At 62.4% G+C, this 18711-nt stretch carries 17 protein-coding genes; 10 read left to right on the top strand and 7 right to left on the bottom strand.

The features are described 5' to 3' along the window. Positions 1 to 11: 11 nt before the first annotated feature. A complete protein-coding gene (locus AC1D3C_RS19990) occupies positions 12 to 1238 on the bottom strand; it encodes an ROK family protein (RefSeq protein WP_038547820.1) in 1227 nt (408 codons plus the stop codon). Positions 1239 to 1488: 250 nt separating this feature from the next. Between AC1D3C_RS19990 and AC1D3C_RS19985 the strand changes: the two genes are divergently transcribed. From AC1D3C_RS19985 to AC1D3C_RS19960, 6 genes are read left to right on the top strand one after another with little or no spacing between them, the layout of a single operon-like run. Next, entirely contained in the window at positions 1489 to 2754 is a 1266-nt protein-coding gene (locus AC1D3C_RS19985) for an extracellular solute-binding protein (RefSeq protein ID WP_477484073.1), read from the top strand. 15 nt (positions 2755 to 2769) lie between these two features. Further along, entirely contained in the window at positions 2770 to 3723 is a 954-nt protein-coding gene (locus AC1D3C_RS19980) for a carbohydrate ABC transporter permease (protein WP_477484072.1), read from the top strand. Next, positions 3720 to 4562: a carbohydrate ABC transporter permease gene (locus AC1D3C_RS19975; protein ID WP_038547810.1), complete on the top strand. Its 843-nt coding sequence runs from the start codon at positions 3720 to 3722 to the stop codon at positions 4560 to 4562. Before AC1D3C_RS19980 ends, AC1D3C_RS19975 begins: the two co-directional genes overlap by 4 nt. 15 nt (positions 4563 to 4577) lie before the next feature. After that, entirely contained in the window at positions 4578 to 6092 is a 1515-nt protein-coding gene (gene argH / locus AC1D3C_RS19970) for an argininosuccinate lyase (RefSeq protein ID WP_477484071.1), read from the top strand. Beyond that, complete coding sequence (locus AC1D3C_RS19965; protein WP_477484070.1) at positions 6092 to 7132, top strand: ABC transporter ATP-binding protein; 1041 nt, start codon at positions 6092 to 6094, stop codon at positions 7130 to 7132. The genes argH and AC1D3C_RS19965 overlap by 1 nt, the downstream gene beginning before the upstream one ends. After that, the gene (locus tag AC1D3C_RS19960) at positions 7129 to 8028 is read left to right on the top strand and encodes a carbohydrate kinase family protein (RefSeq protein ID WP_477484069.1); all 900 of its coding nucleotides are present in this window, start codon (positions 7129 to 7131) and stop codon (positions 8026 to 8028) included. Before AC1D3C_RS19965 ends, AC1D3C_RS19960 begins: the two co-directional genes overlap by 4 nt. A gap of 60 nt (positions 8029 to 8088) precedes the next feature. On the opposite strand, the gene AC1D3C_RS19955 is transcribed toward AC1D3C_RS19960, so the two are convergent. The 6 genes from AC1D3C_RS19955 to AC1D3C_RS19930 all read right to left on the bottom strand — a co-directional run bounded on the left by AC1D3C_RS19955 (position 8089) and on the right by AC1D3C_RS19930 (position 14592). Further along, positions 8089 to 9090 (bottom strand): ABC transporter ATP-binding protein, encoded by a 1002-nt coding sequence (locus AC1D3C_RS19955; protein WP_477484068.1) that lies wholly within the window; start codon positions 9088 to 9090, stop codon positions 8089 to 8091. A gap of 26 nt (positions 9091 to 9116) precedes the next feature. Then, positions 9117 to 10178: a Gfo/Idh/MocA family protein gene (locus AC1D3C_RS19950; protein WP_477484067.1), complete on the bottom strand. Its 1062-nt coding sequence runs from the start codon at positions 10176 to 10178 to the stop codon at positions 9117 to 9119. Positions 10179 to 10365: 187 nt separating this feature from the next. After that, positions 10366 to 11205: a carbohydrate ABC transporter permease gene (locus AC1D3C_RS19945; protein ID WP_247031937.1), complete on the bottom strand. Its 840-nt coding sequence runs from the start codon at positions 11203 to 11205 to the stop codon at positions 10366 to 10368. 13 nt (positions 11206 to 11218) lie between these two features. Beyond that, positions 11219 to 12169, bottom strand: coding sequence for a carbohydrate ABC transporter permease (locus AC1D3C_RS19940; RefSeq protein ID WP_038547794.1), 951 nt, complete (start codon positions 12167 to 12169; stop codon positions 11219 to 11221). A 213-nt stretch (positions 12170 to 12382) separates the two neighbouring features. Next, a complete protein-coding gene (locus tag AC1D3C_RS19935) occupies positions 12383 to 13651 on the bottom strand; it encodes an ABC transporter substrate-binding protein (RefSeq protein WP_477484066.1) in 1269 nt (422 codons plus the stop codon). A gap of 26 nt (positions 13652 to 13677) precedes the next feature. Beyond that, the gene (locus AC1D3C_RS19930) at positions 13678 to 14592 is read right to left on the bottom strand and encodes an N-acetylmuramic acid 6-phosphate etherase (protein WP_477484065.1); all 915 of its coding nucleotides are present in this window, start codon (positions 14590 to 14592) and stop codon (positions 13678 to 13680) included. A 207-nt stretch (positions 14593 to 14799) separates the two neighbouring features. Here AC1D3C_RS19930 and AC1D3C_RS19925 point away from each other — a divergent pair, with 207 nt between their 5' ends. The 4 genes from AC1D3C_RS19925 to nagA are packed head-to-tail and all read left to right on the top strand — an operon-like array spanning position 14800 to position 18654. Then, entirely contained in the window at positions 14800 to 15687 is an 888-nt protein-coding gene (locus AC1D3C_RS19925) for a glucosamine kinase nucleotide-binding domain-containing protein (protein WP_477484064.1), read from the top strand. Beyond that, positions 15684 to 16448 carry a GntR family transcriptional regulator gene (locus AC1D3C_RS19920; protein ID WP_477484063.1) on the top strand — a complete coding sequence of 255 codons (765 nt, stop codon included), beginning with the start codon at positions 15684 to 15686 and terminating at the stop codon, positions 16446 to 16448. The genes AC1D3C_RS19925 and AC1D3C_RS19920 overlap by 4 nt, the downstream gene beginning before the upstream one ends. 17 nt (positions 16449 to 16465) lie before the next feature. Further along, entirely contained in the window at positions 16466 to 17497 is a 1032-nt protein-coding gene (locus tag AC1D3C_RS19915; RefSeq protein ID WP_477484062.1) for an SIS domain-containing protein, read from the top strand. Further along, a complete protein-coding gene (gene nagA, locus AC1D3C_RS19910) occupies positions 17494 to 18654 on the top strand; it encodes an N-acetylglucosamine-6-phosphate deacetylase (RefSeq protein WP_477484061.1) in 1161 nt (386 codons plus the stop codon). The genes AC1D3C_RS19915 and nagA overlap by 4 nt, the downstream gene beginning before the upstream one ends. Positions 18655 to 18711 lie beyond the last annotated feature (57 nt).

The following is an 18711-nucleotide window of genomic DNA, read 5'->3' as shown; positions in this document are numbered from 1 at the left end:
TCCTCAATATGTCATGCGGGAATATCGGCAAGCGCGGCAAGCGAGGTTTCAAGCTTGGGCGTCACCATGTCGAAAAGCGGAAGGGCGGCGGCGCCGAGCGCTGCCGTCAATTGTCCCGTCTGRCCGCGCAGCACGCGGGGCAGGTCGCGCTGCCTGCGGCTGGCGACCGAGGTCGGCAGGTTGCCCATGCGAGCGACGATGTCCTCGATGATCGCATCCGGCAGCGCTCCACCGAGGATGACGGTCTGTGGGTCGAGGATGTTTTCGAGCATGGCGACCATCGGGCCGAGATAGGTCGCCGCCTCGTCGATCCATTCCTCGACGACCGGATGGCGATCCGCGTGCAGCGTCTCGAGATCGGAAAACTCGGTGTCGGAAATACCGACGCAACTCAGCTTTTCCTTCAACACATAGGCGGAAACATAACCTTCCAGGCAGCCGAGTTGGCCGCAGGAGGGGCAGGGCCTGCCCTTCGGCACGACGGTGACATGGCCGATCTCGCCGGCATTGCCGAAGGCGCCGCGATAGGGCGCGCCGTCCTGGATGATGCCGAGGCCGATACCGACACCGAAATAGATCATACAGAAATTGGAGATCGCCAGGCCTGCGCCGAACAGCCGCTCGCCGACGGCCGCCGCCGTCGCGTCGTTTTCGACGATCACCGTATGGCCGCAGGCTTCACTGAGCGCCTGGGCGGCGTCGAGCCCCGCCCAACCCGGCAGCGTCGTCGGGCCGACCGAGGTCATGCCGTCGATCTCGAAAGGACCGGGCATGACGACGCCGGTGCCGAGCAGCTTTGCACCGACCAGTTCGGTGACGGCGGCAAGCTCCGCGGCAAATGCGGAAAGGATATGCCCGGGAGTGGTATCCTTGAGCGGCGTGATGCGCTTTGCCCGAAGTCCGCCAGACAGGTCGAGCGCCACCGTCACCATATGGTCGGCGGCGATTTCGACGCCGATGGTGGCGCCGCCCTCGGGATTGACAGCGAACTGGATAGGCGGCTGGCCGCGGCCGGATTTCAGCCGGCCCATTTCCATCAGCAGCCCCTCTCCCGCCAGTTCGTCGACGATATTGGCAACGGCCTGGGGCGTCAGTTGCGTCAGCTTTGCAATATGGGCGCGGCCGAGCGAACCGTGGCGGCGCACCACATCCAGCACGACGCGACGGTTGTGCTCACGGCTGCGTTCAGGGTTCTTGCCGATAGCCACCGGGTGCGTGCCGATCGTGTGTATGGTCATTTCGCCCACCTTCGGTTGGCAGAATTCATAACGCCGGGAAGCGACATGCTGCAATAGAATAATTCAAGTAAATTATCTTATTGACAAACGACCCCGCTCAGGAAACCGTAAGGGGCAGGGCTGGGGCAAAGCGCCGCAGCACGTCAAAGGGAGGCTCGCCTCCCGAAAACCAATAAACGCGTCGGGCTGCAGGTCGCATCCGAATGCAGGGAACAATCAGACCCCAAGACCGGAGCACCCGGCGGGGCAAATGGAGGCTCACATGCGCAAGGCAACTTTGTTCGCCGGTCTCGTCGCCGGTTTCAGCACATTCGCATTTAATGCCGCCCAGGCGGTCGAAATCGAATACTGGCAGTATGTCTTCGAGACGCGTGTGAAGGCGATGGACCAGCTCATCACCGAGTTCCAGAAGGCCAATCCGGGCATCACGGTCAAGCAGGTCACCTTCCCCTATGCCGACTACCAGACGCGTGTGATCGCCGCCAACATGGCCGGCAATGGTCCCGACGTCATGCAGCTGTTCTATGGCTGGCTCGACAAGTTCGTCGCCGGCGGCCTCCTCGCTCCGCTTCCGAAGGATGCCTTCCCGCAAGCCAAGATCGAAAGCGAGTTCTTCCCGATCGTCAAGGCGATGAAGCGCGGCGACGATTATTACGGCCTGCCGACCGCCGTGCGCTCGCTCGCCCTGTTCTACAACAAGAAGCTCTTCACCGAGGCCGGCCTCGACCCGAACAGCCCGCCGAAGACGCTCGACGAATATGTCGCCGCCGCGCAGAAGATCGCCAAGCGCGACGCTTCCGGCAACCTCATCGTCGAAGGTTCGACACTCGACATGGCCGGCCAGGACCACCAGTGGTGGCGTGAAGTGCTGATCCGCCAGTTCGGCGGCGTGCCCTATACGGACAACGACCAGAAGGTTGCCTATAACAGCGAAGCCGGCATCAAGGCGTTGAAGTTCTACACCAGCCTGCAGCTCGAAAAGAAGATCGGCGCCGCCGGCTTCATGGACGAAGGCCAGGCGGCGTTCCGCGGCGGCAAGGCCGGCATGACCATCGACGGCACCTTCCGCCTCGGCGCCTTCAAGAGCATCAAGGACTTCGAATGGGGCGTGACCGAACTGCCGGCCAATGCTCAAGGCGTGCGATCCAACTATGCCAGCTATTTCGCCAACGGCATCAGCGCCAAGGCGAAGGGCGAGAAGCTCGAAGCGTCGAAGAAATTCCTGGCCTACATCACCTCGCCGGCGGCCATGGACATCTGGCTGAGGACCGTCGGCGAACTGCCGGCGCTCCGTTCCGCAGCGTTGACCGAAACCAACCTGAAGGACCCGATCTACGCACCGTTCCTGAAGGGTCTGGAATACGCTCACACCACGCTGTTCATGGATGAGCAGGGCCAGCGCCAGAACGCCATCGACATGGCAAACCGCGTGCTCCTGCAAGGTCAGTCGGTCGAGGACTCGATCAAACAGGCAGCCGCCGCCGAGCAGGAAATCATCGACGCGGCCAAGCCGTAAGATACGGAGCCGGTCATGGCAGCGATTGAACAGCAGGGGGCGGCGTCCGGCCGCCCCGGCGGATCTCCAGGGACATCCTTTGGCGACCGCTTTTCCATGCGAACGCGGCGCCTCGTCTGGGTCTGGAGTTTCCTTGCCCTGCCGATCCTCTTCTACGCAATCATCCGCTTTTATCCGACGTTCCAGGCTTTCTACCTGTCGTTTACCAACTGGGACCTGCTGCGGCCGGCGAAATTCATCGGGTTCGCCAACTATATCAAGCTCTTCAAGGACCCGCAGTTCTTGAAGGTGTTCAAGAACACGTTCACCTACCTGATCATCGGCACGCCGATCAGTCTCGTCACCGCGTTTACGATCGCCTTCTTTCTCGATCGTGTCCGTTTCATGCACAGTTTCATCCGGGCGCTGTATTTCCTGCCGTTCCTGACGACGGCTGCGGCGATGGCCTGGGTCTGGCGCTGGTTCTACCAGCCGCCGCCGATCGGCGTCATCAACGACGTGTTCAGCATGCTCGGCATTCCGCAGCAGCCGTTCATCCGCTCGACCGACCAAGCGCTGTTCTCGATCATGGTGACGGCGATCTGGGCCGGCCTCGGCTTCCAGATCATCATCTTCATGGCCGGTCTGCGTGCCATTCCGGGCACGTTCTACGAAGCCGCGCGCATCGACGGTCTCGGCGAATGGGCGATCCTGCGCAAGATCACCCTGCCGCTTCTGAAGCCCACCACCGTCTTCCTCGTGGTGTTCTCGTCGATCGGCTTCCTGCGCATCTTCGACCAGGTCTACAACATGACCACCAACGATCCCGGCGGACCGCTCGGATCGACCAAGCCGCTGGTTCTGATGATCTACCAGACCGCCTTCAACTCCTATGCGATGGGTTATGCCGCGGCGCAGACGGTGGTGCTGTTCACCATCCTCTTGATCGTATCGCTGCTGCAGCTCTGGATACTGAGGGAAAAGAAATGAGCGAAGCCACGCGCCTCAGCCACGGCAAGGTCCGTCCCGGCCTGATCGTCACCTGGACCATCCTGTTCATCGGCGGCCTGATCATGGTGTCGCCGATCGCCTTCATGTTTTCGACCTCGCTGAAGACCCCCGACCAGATCTACGACCTGCGCCTCATTCCCGCCGCGCCGACGCTTGCGAACTATATCTCGGTGCTCGCCGACGGGCGGTTCATGCGCTGGTTCTTCAATTCGACGCTGATCGCAGTCATCGTCACCCTGTCGAACTGCTTCTTCGACAGCCTTGTCGGCTATACGCTGGCGAAATTCGAGTTCCGCGGCCGTTATTTCATCTTCCTGGCGATCCTTTCGACGCTGATGATCCCGACCGAGATGCTGGTCATCCCGTGGTACCTGATGTCGAGCCAGCTCGGCTGGCTGGACAGCTACTGGGGTATCATGTTTCCCGGCATGATGACCGCCTTCGGCACCTTCCTGATGAAGCAGTTCTTCGAAACCGTACCGAACGACTTCATCGAGGCGGCGCGCGTCGACGGGCTCAACGAATTCCAGATCTGGTGGAAAGTGGCGCTGCCGCTGGTGACGCCGGCGCTTTCGGCGCTTGCGATCTTCACCTTCCTCGGCAACTGGACGGCGTTCTTCTGGCCGCTGATCGTCACCACCAGCAAGGAACTCTATACGCTGCCGGTCGGGCTTTCGAGCTTTGCGGTCGAGCAATCCATCCAGTGGGAAATGATCATGACGGGTGCGGCGATCGCCACCCTTCCCACGCTTCTCGTCTTCCTCGTCCTGCAGCGCTACATCGTCCGCGGTGTGATGCTGGCGGGCCTAAAGGGATAATGCAAGGATAAAGCCATGGCGGACATCAACCCGCGCCTTTCCGACACCAGCAAATTCCCCGATCCGGTCTACAAGGAAACCGTGCTCCGGCCGCTCTTCGACGGCGCCAAGAGCCACCATGTGGACGGTTTCCGCCGAATCGACCGGGCGCATCTCGTGATGCTGGTCGAGACCGGAATCCTCGACAAGGAAATCGCGTCCAAGATTGCCGGCGCATTGGAGGCGATCGACACGGAAATCGATCCGTCGACGCTCGTCTATACCGGCGAGGTCGAGGACTTCTTCTTCCTGATCGAGAAGGAGCTGAAGGCCCGCATCGGCGTCGACATTGCCGGACGCCTGCACACCGCCCGGTCGCGTAACGACATCGACCACACGCTCTTCAAGCTCGGGCTGAAGGACAAGATCGATGCGCTGATGGGCAAGGCTAGGCTGCTGCTGGCCGCGATGGTCGATGCCGCCGAGCGCAACAAGACGACCCTGATCGTCGCCTATACGCATGGCCAGCCGGCCCAGCCGACGACGTTCGGCCACTACTTGTCGGCCGCGATCGAAATTCTGATCCGCGATATCGAGCGGTTTGCCGAAGCCCGCAAGATCGTTGATCTTTCACCCATGGGGGCGGCGGCGATCACGACGTCCGGTTTTCCGATCGACCGCGCCCRCGTGGCCCACCTCCTCGGCTTCTCGGCACCGCTTCGCAATTCCTACAGCTGCATCGCCTCGGTCGACTACACGACCTCGACCTATTCGGCGATCGAGTTGATGTTCCTGCATCTCGGCCGCCTGATCCAGGATTTCCAGTTCTGGACGAGCTTCGAAGTCGGCCAGATCTACGTGCCGAACGCGCTGGTGCAGATCTCCTCGATCATGCCGCAGAAGCGCAATCCGGTGCCGATCGAGCATCTGCGCCATCTCGCCAGCCAGACGATGGGCCGCGCCCGCACGGTGCTCGACGTGATGCACAACACGCCCTTCACCGACATGAACGACAGCGAAGGCGAGACTCAAAGCATGGGCTACGAGGCCTTCGCCTCCGCCTCCCGCGTGCTCGACCTGCTCGCCGCGCTGATCGCCCAGATCAGTATCGATCCGGAGCGTGTCGACCAGAATATCCGCCGGTCCTGCATCACCATTACCGAGCTTGCCGATTCGCTGGTGCGCATCGAAGGGCTTTCGTTCCGCGAGGCGCATGAGATTGCCGCAGCGACGGCAAGGAGCGTCGTCGCGTCGAAGGGCGACCTTCCGAATGACGGCTACGAGCCCTTCCTCAAGGCTTTCGAACATTCGGCCGGTCGCAAGCCGTCCGTCGATCTCCAGAAGTTCAAGGAGATCGTTTCGCCCGAACATTTCGTCGCCGTGCGCGCCCGTTTCGGCGGTCCCGCCCCTGAGCCCATGAAGGCTGCAATCGCTGCCTATCGCGACAAGCTTGCCGCCTTCGAAGCCGAAGCCAAGAAGGCTGCGGACCATGAGGCGAAGGCAGCCGCAGAACTGAACCAGAAATTCACCGCCCTGACGGGAGCCCGCTGATGGCGACGATCGAACTTGAAAAACTGGTGAAGCGCTACGGCAAGGTCGAGGCCGTCAAGGGCATCGACCTCCAGATTGCCGACGGCGAATTCGTCGTCTTCGTCGGCCCGTCCGGCTGCGGCAAGTCGACGACGCTGCGCATGATCGCCGGCCTTGAGGAAATCTCCGGCGGCACGCTGAAGATCGGCTCGGAAGTGGTCAACGAGCGCGAGCCGAAACAGCGGAACATCGCCATGGTGTTCCAGAACTATGCGATCTATCCGCATATGACCGTGCGCCAGAACATCGGTTTCGGGCTATATACCTCGAAGCTCGACAAGGCTGAGAAGGACAAGCGGATCGAGGCGGCCGGCAAGATACTCGGCCTCGAAGCCCTGCTCGACCGCCGGCCCGCCGCCCTTTCCGGCGGGCAGCGTCAGCGCGTCGCGATCGGCCGCGCCATGGTACGCGACCCTTCAGCCTTCCTGTTCGACGAGCCCCTTTCCAACCTCGACGCCCAACTTCGTGCGCAGATGCGCATCGAAATCAAGCGGCTGCATCAAAAGCTGAAGACCACGACCGTCTACGTCACCCACGACCAGATCGAGGCCATGACCATGGCCGACCGTATCGTGGTGATGAAGGACGGCGTGATCCTGCAGGTCGGCACGCCTTCGGAACTCTATGACAGCCCGGTCGACGTATTCACCGCCCGCTTCATCGGCAGCCCGTCGATGAACCTCGTGCGCGGCCGTCGCACCGCTTCGGGTGCGGTAATGGCGCCTGTTGGCGATATCCTGATCGGCGTGCGCCCGCATGACCTGATTGCCCATGCGACCGTTACCGGTGGAAGCGGCTTCACGGTGACCGGAACGGTCTCGGCCGTCGAGCCGTTGGGACCGGAAACGCTGGTGCATCTGGACGTAGCCGACACCCCAATCATCGCCACCGTGCGCGAAAAATTCGTGCCGACTGTCGGAAGCACGCTCACCTGCGAAGCCGCTCCCGGCGACCTCTACCTCTTCGATGCCAGCACAGAGAGATTTCTGGGCCGTTCATGATGACGCATGCAGAGAAAAGATCCGCGGTGCTCAGCATCGGGCGGATCTATTGCGACCTGATTTTCACGGGCCTCGGCCACCTGCCGGTACTCGGGCGTGAGATTTATGCCAGCGGCATGGAGATCGCCGCCGGCGGCGGCGCCTTCATCGCGGCCGCCCATCTTGCCCATGCGGGCCGCAAGGTGGCGCTTGCCGCCCGGCTCGGCACGGATTCGCTATCGACGGGCGTCGAGGAGCAGATCCGCGACAGCGGCGTCGACCTGCGGTTCATCGAACATGCGGACGATGCCGGACCGCAGGTGACGGTCGCGGCCGTGGTCGGCCAGGACCGCGCCTTCCTCACCCGCCGCGCCGGGCCTGCCCTGCCCGAGACACTCGACACCGCGCTCGACTGGGACGAAGCGCGCCACCTGCACATCGCCGAATATGCGACGCTGCACGAGATCCCGGACCTCGTTTCCCGCGCCAAGGAAAAGGGCCTCACCGTTTCGCTCGATCCGAGCTGGGACGCAACGCTGATCTATGACCACGGCCTGCTGCGCGCCTGCGAGGGCGTCGATCTCTTCCTTCCCAATCTGGAAGAGGCGGAAGCGATCACCGGTTCGGCCGATCCTGAAGCCGCGCTTGCCAAGCTGTCGCCGGCCTTTCCGCTGGTCCTGCTGAAGGGCGGTGCCAAGGGCGCTTGGGCGATGTCGAACGGCCGGATGCTGCATGCGCCAGCGGAGACCGTGCCGGTGATCGACACGACCGGCGCCGGCGACGCCTTTAATGCCGGCTTTATCGATGCCTGGCTGAACGAGGCATCGGATGAAGCCTGCCTGAGGGCCGGCATCCGGTTCGGCAGCCGCGCCGTCCAGGCAGCCGGCGGCGCCAAGCTGCTCGCAAGCGGCGACTAAGCAATTCCAGGAAAAGTGTGGAGCGGTTTTCCGTCCGGAATTGCGAATGAATGAAGCCCTTCAGGCGATCGCGCGGTCGTTGGCGTCGAACCGGTGCAGGCTCGCCCTGTCCGGTGTCGCGAACACCACGTCGTCGGGCGCATAGGCATGTTCGCCGAACAGGCGGACGGTCAGAAGGCCGGTCGCCTCCGTTTCCAGGTAGACGATCGTGTCGGCGCCGAGATGTTCGACATGGATGACCTTGCCCTTCCAGTCGCCGCTTTCGCGGGAGAGGGCGATGTGTTCGGGCCGGACGCCGATCGTCTTGGCGCCGATTTGGCTGAGCTTTTCGGCGGGGATGAAATTCATCTGCGGCGAGCCGATGAAACCGGCAACGAAGACATTGGCCGGCTTGTTATAGAGTTCCATCGGCGAGCCGATCTGCTCGATCGCACCGGCATTCAGCACGACGATCTTGTCGGCCAGCGTCATCGCTTCGACCTGGTCGTGGGTGACGTAGATCATCGTCGCCTTGAGCCGCCGGTGCAGGCCGGCGATTTCCAGGCGGGTCTGGACGCGCAGCGCCGCATCGAGGTTCGACAGCGGTTCGTCGAACAGGAAGAGTTTCGGTTCGCGCACGATGGCGCGGCCGATCGCGACGCGCTGGCGCTGGCCGCCGGAAAGTTCCGCCGGGCGGCGGGCGAGATAGGGATCGAGCGACAGCATGCCGGACGCCTTGGCGACGCGGGTGTCGATCTCGGCCTTTTCGGTACCGGCCTGCTTGAGGCCGAGGCCCATATTGTCCTTGACCGTCAGATGCGGGTAAAGCGCGTAGGACTGGAACACCATTGCGATGCCACGCTTGGCGGGCGGTGTATTGATGACTTCCGCGCCATCGATCCTGACGCTGCCGCTGGTCGCATCCTCAAGGCCGGCGATGACCCTGAGCAGCGTGGACTTGCCGCAGCCGGACGGGCCGACGAAGATCACGAACTCGCCGTCCTGAACCTCGAGATCGATGCCCTTCAGTACCTCGTGAGGACCGAAGGCCTTGCGGATGGATTTCAGTTGAAGCGAACCCAAGGGCGTTTTCCTTACAAACCGTACTTCTAGAGGCGGACGGGTGCGCCGGTGCGCACGCTTTCGTCCGCCGCAAGGCAGATGCGCAGCGACTGGACGGCGTCTTCCATGTGCCGAGTGAGATCGATATCTTCGCGGATCGCTTTCAGCACATAGGCCTGTTCGAGATCGCAGAGTTTCTGATGATCCGGCTCGCCGGTCATGGCGAGGTCCTCGTCGCGTCGGACGAACTGGCCGTCCGGGCCGGTCTCGGCCGAGTGGACGCGGATGACCGAGGTCTTGGTGTGGGTATCGATATCGTCGGACTTCGCCTTGGCATCGACGAGGATGGACACCGACCCCTTCGGGGACATCACGTCCTTCACGAAGAAGGCCATTTCCGACATCATCGGTCCCCAGCCGGCCTCGTACCAGCCGACCGAACCGTCCTCGAACAGAACCTGCATATGGCCGTAATTGTACATGTCCGGCGCGACCTCGTCGGTCATCCGCAGGCCCATGCCACGCACTTCGACGGCCTTCGCATCGGTGATCTGGCACCAGACATCGACATAATGGACGCCGCAATCGACGATCGGCGGGGTGGTCTGCATCAGCGCCTTGTGGACGTCCCACTTGGACCCCGAGGACTGCTGGTTGAGATTCATGCGGAAGACGTAGGGGGGCCCAAGCTTTCGCGCTTCGGCGATCAACCGCATCCAGGAGGGATGGTGGCGGAGGATGTAACCGACCACGAGTTTGCGGCCGTGCTTTTTCGCCGCCGCCACGACGCGTTCGGCATCGGCTACAGTGGTCGCCAGCGGCTTTTCGACGAACACGTCGCAGCCGGCCTCGAAAGCCATGACCGCATAGTCGGCGTGGGTATCGGAATAGGTGTTGATCGAACAGAGATCGGGCTTCGTCTCGCGCAGTGCCTGCTCGAAATCGGAAAACATCGGATAGGCCTCGAGCCCGGCCGGCAGGTCGCGCCGCGAGCGGTTGACGAGGCCGACGATCTCGAAGCCCGGATTGTCGTGGTAGGCGAGCGCGTGGCTCCTACCCATATTGCCGAGCCCGGCGACGAGGACGCGGATGGGGCGGGTGGAATTCATGTGTTTGTCTCCTTGTTTGAGACAGCGTGCCGGATCGCCCCCTCACCCGGCCTCCGCTTCGCTCGGCCACCCTCTCCCCAAGGGGAGAGGAAGATCGGAGACCTCGCCGCACCACCCTCTTCTCCCCTCGGGGAGGTGCCCGAAGGGCGGATGAGGGGGAGCGACGGTTCTGTGGATTTCAAACCCATCACTTCACCGCCCCAGACGTAATCCCGCGGATCAGCTGCCGCGAGAAGATGACGTACAGAACCATGACCGGCAGGATTGCCAGCGACAGGGCCGAGAGCACGGCGTTCCAGTTGGTGACGAACTGGCCGATGAACATCTGAGCGCCCAAGGTCACTGTCTTGGTCGATTCGCCTGGCGCCAAGATCAGCGGGAACCAGAGGTCGTTCCAGATCGGGATCATGGTGAAGACCGCGACCGTCGCCATGGCGGGGCGCACCAGCGGCAGCACCAGGCGGAAGAAGATCGCATATTCGGACAAGCCGTCGATACGGCCGGCGCTCTTCAGGTCATCCGAAACGGTGCGCATGAATTCCGACAGGATGAAGATCGCCAGCGGCAGCCCTTGAGCCGTGTAGACCAGGATGAGCGAGGTCAGCGTGTTGACGAGGCCGGCGGCGACCATGCCCTGCAGGATCGCCACCGTGCCCAACCTTATCGGGATCATGATGCCGAGGGCGAGATAGAGCCCCATCAGCGTGTTGCCGCGGAACCGGTATTCGGACAGCGCGAAGGCGGCCATGGCGCCGAACAGCAGGACGAGCGCGATCGAGGCGACGGTGACGATCAGGCTATTCTGGAAATAACCGACGAAATCGCCCTGTTGCAGCACCGTCTGGTAACCGATCAAACTGAAGGTCGAAGGTGTCGGCAGGGCCATTGGCTGGCTGAAGATCGCGCTGCGGCTCTTGAACGAATTGACCAGCGTCAGGAACACCGGAAACAGCGCCACCAGCGTATAGGCGATCAGCGCCAGGTGGATAAACGCGGCACGGACAGGGGCGGAGCGGGCTTTCGACATATCTGGCGCTCCTTCAGAACTGGTAGCGGCGCATGCGCCGCTGGATGACGAAAAGATAGAGCGCGACACCGGCGAGGATGATCAGGAACATCACCGCGGCGATGGTGGCACCCATGGAACGGTCTCCCATCTGGTTCTGGAAACCGAAGAAGGTGCGGTAAAGCAACGTGCCGAGAATGTCGGTCGAGCCGTTGGGACCGGCAAGCGCACCCTGGACGGTGTAGACCAGGTCGAAGGCGTTGAAATTGCCGACGAAGGTCAGCACCGAGACGATGCCGATCGACGGCAGGATGAGCGGCAGCTTGATCTTCCAGAATTGGCTCCAGCCGGTAATGCCGTCACATTCGGCAGCTTCCAGCACCTCGTCGGGAATGTTGAGCAGCGCCGCATAGATCAGCATCATCGGGATGCCGACATATTGCCAGACGGAAATCAGCGAGACGGCGATGAGCGCGGTTTCCGCCTTGCCTAGCCAGGGCGCAAAGGCCCATTTCAGGCCGACGAGATCCATCAGGCTCGGTGCGATGCCCCAGATCGGCGACAGGATGAGCTTCCAGATGAAACCGACGATAACGAAGGAAAGCAGCGTCGGCACGAAGATCGCCGAACGGTAGAAGGCCGCGAACCGCAGGCCGGGCAGCGACAGCATGGCGGCAATCGCGATGCCGACCGGGTTCTGCACCAGCATGTGGATGATGAAGAAGATGACGTTGTTGCGCAGCGCGTTCCAGAAATCGGCGGACAGGCGCGGATCGCCGAACAGCACCTTGAAATTGCTGAGGCCGACGAAGGCGAGCTGGCCCTCGACGATGTTGAAGAGCGACAGACGCAACGTCTCGATCAGCGGCAGGATCATCACCGCCGTATAGACGAGGAAGGCCGGAGCCAGGAAAACGGCGATGTGCCAGCGGGTGGGGCGCTTCACCGGAACCGTTTCGATATCGGCAATTTCGGTATCGCTCATGGGTTTGGGTTCCGGGTTAGAATCTTGAACTGAATTACGAAGGAGCCCCTCATCCGGCTGCCGCCACCTTCTCCCCGTCTCGACGGGGAGAAGGGATATGCCGCACCGTTTCCGTGCTTCAAAGGCATGGTGGGGCAAGTCCCCTCTCCCCGCAAGCGGGGAGAGGATTAGGGTGAGGGTGAGGGGCAGTCTTCGATCGCCAGAGGCGGAGGCTTACTTCGCCGGCTTGTACCAGCTGTCGAGACCCTTCTGGGTTTCGGCAGCGGCCTGTTCCGGGGTCTGGGTACCGTTGATCACGTTGGCCGAGACACGCCACATTTCTAGGTCGAGGTTCGGCTGGCCGCGGCCGACGACGGCAGCGCTCGGGCGGATCGTCTGCTTGCAGTTCTGGCGCCAGGAGACGAACTCCTGGGCAAGCGCGTCCTGCATCTTCACCGGCGTCGAGTTCAGGCTGAAGAAGCCTGGTGCTGCGTTGGCATAGAGATCGGCAAATTCCGGCGAAGCGACCCAGGAAAGGAATTTCTTGGCGGCTTCGAGGTTCTTGCCCTTGGCGTTGAGGCCGATGCCGATGTCGTTATGGTCGGAAATGTAGCAGGTATCGCCTGCCTTCTTCACCGGCGGCGGGAAGGCGCCCATCTCGAAATCGGCCTGCGCCTTGAACGGAGCGATTTCCCAGGAACCGGCCGGATAGATGGCGGCGCGTCCGAGCGTGAAGAGGTTCTGGCTGTCCGGATAGGTCTGGGCTTCGAAACCGTCGCCGAGATAAGGCTTCCACTTGGCGAGCGCCTTGTAGGGCTCGACCCAGTCGGCGTCGGTCAGCTTTTCCTTGCCTGCGATCAGTGCCTTGCGGCCGTCCTCGCCCTTCCAGTAGTTCGGGCCGATATTGTAATAGCCCATGGTCGCCGCTTCCCACTGGTCCTTGGTGCCCATGGCGAGCGGGATGTATTTGCCATCCTTTTTGAACTTCTCGAGGACTGCGAAGAACTCGTCCTCGGTCTTCGGGATCTGGACGCCCACATCCGTGAAGGCCTTCTTGTTGTAGATGAAGCCGTGGATGACGGAAGCCATCGGCACGCAGAACGTGGTCTTGCCGTCGTCAGTGCTCCAGGCGGACTTGCCGACGTCGGAGAAGTTGGAAATGCCCGGCAGGTCGTTCAGCGAGGCGAGCTGCCCCTTCTGGAACATGGCGAGCGACAGATCGAACGGACGGCAGGTGATGAGATCGCCAGCGGTGCCGGCGTCGAGCTTGGCGTTGACGGCCGAATTATATTCGGTCGGCGCCATCGGGGCGAAGGTCACCTTGATGCCCGGGTTCTTGGCTTCGAAGGCGGGGATGATCTTCTTCTGCCAGATCGGCAGGTCGTCATTGCGCCAACTCTCGATGGTGAGGTTAGCGGTCTGCGCGGATGCCCCGGTGGCGGCAAGGCCCGCCGGTGCGAGTACGGTCGTGGCAAAAAGAATGCTTTTCAATATGCGTGTCATGATGTTCTCCCTTTTATATGCGCCTTTCAGGCGCGTTTCATGGAACTCTTGGACGCCTGCAATTCGGCGAGCGCTGCGCGCAGCACACCGTCCGAACGGGCAAGCAAAGTCTTTGCGGCTTCCACATCGGTCGCGCCGGCTGCGAGCAGGACCGCGACCTTGACAGAACCCTCGGCCACCTCGACCCAGGCACGAGCCTCGTCGAAACCGATGCCGGCGATATCGGCCACCATGCGGGCGGCGCGTATGCGCAGCTTGCCGTTATCGGCGCGCAGATTGATCATATGGCCGTCATGCACATGGCCGAGTTTGACGGCGGCAAGCGTCGACAGCATGTTGAAGGCAATCTTCTGGGCCGTGCCGGCACCCATGCGGGTGGAACCGGCGACGACTTCCGGTGGCGTTTCGAGCAGGATCGCCGCATCGGCGCCCTCGAACAGCCTTGCGCCGGCATTGTTGGCGATGGCCACGAGTTTTGCGCTGCGGCGTTTCGCGGTTTCGGCCACCGCCACCGTATAGGGTGTCGAACCGCTGGCGGAAACACAGATGACGCAATCGGCCGCCTCGATGATATCGGCATCACGCTCGCCGAGCGACGCATCGTCTTCGGGACCGCCGGGCAGGTCAGCTATGTTGGGAACACCGCCGGCAAACAGGATGGCGATCCGTTCAGGCGGGACGCCGTAAGTCCCGGGCAGTTCCATGGCGTCGGCCATCGCCACGAGACCAGCACTGCCGGCCCCAGCATAGACCACCTTGCCGCCGGACTTGAGAGCGACAGCGACGAGGTCTGCGGCCTTGGCGATCGCGGGAATGGCATGGTCGACAGCCTTGGCTGCCGCCTGCTGGCCGGACGCGAGAAGCGCAAGGATGTCGGCGGATGCGAGCGTATCGAGCCCTTCCGCTTTCCCATGTCTCGCTTCGGTGGCAGTTCTGCTCATCCGGCTTCTCCCTCTAACCAAAATGATGCCAAAAAAATACCAATTGTCCAGAAGGAAAATTAACTTTTATGAATGGATCGATAATTTCTGCCAAACATAGGGGAAATATGGCAATATTTTCAAATATATGAAACCTGTTGCTTGGGATTTTTGAAATCACGCTTGGTTATTGGTACTTTTTTGGTATTATTTACCCCGGAGGTACCCATGGCGGATTATTTTATCGGAATCGATGGCGGCGGAACAAGTTGCCGTGCGGCCCTGGCCGACAAAAACGGCAGGATTCTCGGCCGCGGCAAGAGCGGCGCCTCCAATATCCTGACCGACCCCGATACCGCCCTGAAACACATTACCGAAGCGTCCAGCCTTGCTTTTGCGGAAGCGGGGATCGAACCTGATCTCTCCACCACCTCGGCCGTCCTCGGCCTTGCTGGCAACAATGTCGGCGATGCGGTGAGTTATGTGCAGGCACGGCTGCCTTTCAGGCAATCGGACATCGTTTCCGATGGCGTGATCGCGCTTCAGGGCGCGATCGGCGACGCGGACGGGGCGATCGGCATCGTCGGCACCGGGACGGTCTATATCGCCCGGCACCAGGGCCGGCTTCACTCGGTCGCCGGCTGGGGTTTCCAGGTGAGCGATCTCGGCAGCGGCGCACGGCTCGGCCAGCTCGCACTGCAGGAAAGCCTGCTCGCCTACGACAACATCCATCCGATGACAGGCCTGTCGAAGGCCATCCTCGCCGATTTCGACAACAATCCGGAAAAGGTGGTCGATTTCGCCCGATTGGCGAAACCCGGAGATTTCGGGCGTCATACGCCTAAAGTGTTCGAGTTCGCGCAAAAGGGCGATGCGGCGGCGATCCGCATCCTCAAGACCGGGGCTGCCGGCATCGACGAGGCGCTCGACGCTGTAAACGGGATCACCGGGACGAAAGGCCGGCTCTGCCTGCTCGGCGGTCTTGCCCCCTTGTATCCCGAATATCTGGCCGAGCGGCATCGCGCCCGACTTTCCGAACCGCTCGCCGATGCGCTGACCGGCGCGGTGGCGCTTGCGGTCAAGACCTATGGTGCGCGGGCGGAGCTTCGCGCATGAACCAGATGCTCGCCGCCATCCTGCCGCTCGACGGCCTGCAATCGGCCGGAACCGGGCCGCTTTACCGAAAACTGCGCCAGAGTCTCGAAGATGCGATCCGCAGCGGCAAGCTCGGCCATGGCGACGCCCTGCCGGCAGAGCGCGATCTTGCCGACTACGCCAATGTCAGCCGGGTCACGGTGCGCAAGGCCGTCGACGATCTCGTCAAGGACGGGCTGCTCACCCGCAGGCATGGGTCCGGCACGTTCGTGGTCAAGCCGATGTCGCGGGTCGAGCAGCCGCTGACCCGGCTTACCTCGTTTACCGAGGACATGGCGCGACGCGGGCTGGTGACGCGATCCGAATGGCTGGAGCGCGGGCTTTTCCACCCTTCCCCCGAGGAGATGATGATGCTTGGTCTTGCGCCAGGAGAAAAGGTTGCGCGGCTCGGGCGCCTGCGCCTCGGCAACGACATGCCGCTTGCGATCGAACGCGCCAGCATTTCGGCCAATTTTCTGCCCGATCCTTCGGTGGTGACCAATTCGCTCTATGCGGAGCTCGGAAAAAAGGATGCCCGGCCGGTGCGCGCCATACAGCGGATATCGGCCTGCAATATGAAGAACCCGGATGCCGGGCTGCTGGCCGTGCCGGTCGGTTCCGCCGGGCTTTCGATCGAGCGGGTTTCCTATCTCGCATCCGGCCGTGTGGTGGAGCTGACCCGTTCGCTCTATCGCGGCGACGCCTATGATTTCGTGGCCGAGCTCTCGCTCGGCGAAAATTGACCTTCGAGGACGATGTTATGCTGACCAATATGACGAACATGCGCAAAGAAATCGACGAGATTCCGGAAGCGGCGGCCCGCCTGCTCGACGGTTCGGCGACCGAGCTTGCCGCAGCCGGCCGCGCGCTGCGCGAAAAGGACCCGGCCTTCCTGATCACTATTGCACGCGGCTCGTCCGACCATGCGGCAACCTTTATCAAGTATGCCGTCGAACTCACCGCCGGCCGGCCGGTGGCTTCCCTCGGTCCGTCGCTTGCCTCGATCTACGGCGCCAGGCTGAAGCTCGACGGCGGTGCGGCAATCGCCATTTCCCAATCCGGCAAGAGCCCGGATATCGTCGCGATGGCGGAAGCCGCGACCAAGGCCGGCGCCGTCACCGTGGCGCTCACCAATACGCTCCCCTCGCCGATCGCCAGCGCTTCCGCTTATGCGATCAACATCAATGCCGGACCCGAACTCGCCGTCGCAGCAACCAAATCCTTCGTCAACTCGATCGTCGCAGGCCTTGCGCTGCTGTCGGAGTGGGTCGGCGACGAGGCGCTGAAAGCCGCCATCCGCGACCTGCCGGAGCATTTCGAAAAGGCCGTCAAGCTCGATTGGAGCGCGCTTGCAAACGAACTCGGCGATGCGGAATCGCTCTACATGCTCGGCCGCGGCCCGGCATTGGCGATCGCCAGCGAAGCCGCGCTGAAGTTCAAGGAAACTTCCAACATGCATGCCGAGGCCTATTCGGCTGCGGAAGTGCTGCATGGTCCGGTGGCGCTTGTCGAAAAGCGTTTTCCGGTCGTCACCTTCGCGGCACGCGATGCCGCGGAAGCTTCGGCGATCGAGATCGCCGATAGCCTGGCGGCCAAGGGCGCGCTCGCGTTTGCGACCTCCGACAAGGTCAAGGCCGACCGCAGGCTGCCCTTCGTCGCGACCGGCCATCCGATCACCGACGCGCTGACGCTCATCTTGCCTTTCTACGGTTTCGTCGAAGCCTGGTCGCGCGCCAAGGGCTTCAATCCGGATGCGCCTGTCGCACTCAAGAAGGTGACCGAGACGCTATGAGCACATCCAAAGCCATTACCGGAGCCCGCATCTTCGACGGCACCTTCTGGCATGAGGATGCTGCGCTCGTTTTTGCGAATGGCAAGGTCGAGGCGATCCAATCCACGGCCGAGCTGCCGGAAGGCATCGAGCGGGTCGAAACCGGAGGCGGGCTGATCGTTCCCGGCTTCATCGACATGCAGGTGAATGGCGGCGGCGGCGTGTTGTTGAATGAGGAGCCGACGGTCACGGGTATCAGGCAGATCTGCGCCGCGCATGCAAAGTTCGGTACGACGGCACTCCTGCCGACGTTGATCACCGACAACTACGAGATCACGTCCAGGACGGTCGAGGCCGGCAAGCAGGCGAAGGCCGAAGGCGTGCCAGGTTTCCTGGGCCTGCATCTCGAAGGCCCGCATCTTTCGATCGCGCGCAAGGGTGCGCATGACCCGAACCTGATCCGGCCGATGGAGGAGAAGGACATCGAACTGATGCTCTCCTGCAAAGGAGTGTTCGATGCGATGATGATCACCATCGCGCCGGAAAACGTGACGGTGGAGCAGGCGGCACGGCTGGCGCAGGCCGGCTTCATGGTGAGCCTCGGCCATACCGACACGACTTATGAGACCGCCAAGGCCTATGCGGAGGCCGGCGTTCGCACCGTTACCCATCTGTTCAACGCCATGAGCCCGCTCGGCCACCGCCAGCCGGGTGTTGTCGGCGCCGCACTCGATATCGGCTCGCTCTATGTCGGGATCATCGCCGACGGCATCCATGTGCATCCGGCTGCGATGGGCGTCGCGCTGCGGGCCAAGAACGGACCCGGCAAGATCTTCATCGTCACCGACGCGATGTCGACCATCGGCACGGACATGAAGAGCTTTACGCTGAACGGCCGCGAGATCCTGCGCCAGGACGGGCGCCTGACGCTCGCCGACGGCACACTGGCCGGCGCCGATATCGACATGATCTCATCGGTCCGGTTTGCGCACGAGGCGCTCGACCTGCCGGTCGAGGAGGCGTTGCGCATGGCATCCACCTATCCGGCGGAAGCCGCTTACCTTTCCGACCGCAAGGGGGCGCTGAAGCCCGGCTTCGATGCGGATTTCGTGTTGTTGACTGATGACCTTGGAATGAAGAGCACCTGGATCAGTGGAGTGAAGGTGCATCAGGAATAGGTACGCGGGTTCTTCCGGCCTTCAAGCCCCTCATCCCCCTGCCGGGACCTTCTCCCC

The organism is Neorhizobium sp. P1_A6, from assembly GCF_056406795.1.
This window is presented reverse-complemented; position numbering and strand designations above follow the sequence as displayed.

What these genes read in the sequence shown, in the direction of transcription:
- AC1D3C_RS19985 (WP_477484073.1), top strand. Translation starts at nt 1,489, where the DNA reads ATGGAGGCTCACATGCGCAAGGCAACTTTGTTCGCCGGTCTCGTCGCC.
- AC1D3C_RS19980 (WP_477484072.1), top strand. Translation starts at nt 2,770, where the DNA reads ATGGCAGCGATTGAACAGCAGGGGGCGGCGTCCGGCCGCCCCGGCGGA.
- AC1D3C_RS19975 (WP_038547810.1), top strand. Translation starts at nt 3,720, where the DNA reads ATGAGCGAAGCCACGCGCCTCAGCCACGGCAAGGTCCGTCCCGGCCTG.
- AC1D3C_RS19965 (WP_477484070.1), top strand. Translation starts at nt 6,092, where the DNA reads ATGGCGACGATCGAACTTGAAAAACTGGTGAAGCGCTACGGCAAGGTC.
- AC1D3C_RS19960 (WP_477484069.1), top strand. Translation starts at nt 7,129, where the DNA reads ATGATGACGCATGCAGAGAAAAGATCCGCGGTGCTCAGCATCGGGCGG.
- AC1D3C_RS19950 (WP_477484067.1), bottom strand. Translation starts at nt 10,178, where the DNA reads ATGAATTCCACCCGCCCCATCCGCGTCCTCGTCGCCGGGCTCGGCAAT.
- AC1D3C_RS19945 (WP_247031937.1), bottom strand. Translation starts at nt 11,205, where the DNA reads ATGTCGAAAGCCCGCTCCGCCCCTGTCCGTGCCGCGTTTATCCACCTG.
- AC1D3C_RS19940 (WP_038547794.1), bottom strand. Translation starts at nt 12,169, where the DNA reads ATGAGCGATACCGAAATTGCCGATATCGAAACGGTTCCGGTGAAGCGC.
- AC1D3C_RS19935 (WP_477484066.1), bottom strand. Translation starts at nt 13,651, where the DNA reads ATGACACGCATATTGAAAAGCATTCTTTTTGCCACGACCGTACTCGCA.
- AC1D3C_RS19930 (WP_477484065.1), bottom strand. Translation starts at nt 14,592, where the DNA reads ATGAGCAGAACTGCCACCGAAGCGAGACATGGGAAAGCGGAAGGGCTC.
- AC1D3C_RS19925 (WP_477484064.1), top strand. Translation starts at nt 14,800, where the DNA reads ATGGCGGATTATTTTATCGGAATCGATGGCGGCGGAACAAGTTGCCGT.
- AC1D3C_RS19920 (WP_477484063.1), top strand. Translation starts at nt 15,684, where the DNA reads ATGAACCAGATGCTCGCCGCCATCCTGCCGCTCGACGGCCTGCAATCG.
- AC1D3C_RS19915 (WP_477484062.1), top strand. Translation starts at nt 16,466, where the DNA reads ATGCTGACCAATATGACGAACATGCGCAAAGAAATCGACGAGATTCCG.
- nagA (WP_477484061.1), top strand. Translation starts at nt 17,494, where the DNA reads ATGAGCACATCCAAAGCCATTACCGGAGCCCGCATCTTCGACGGCACC.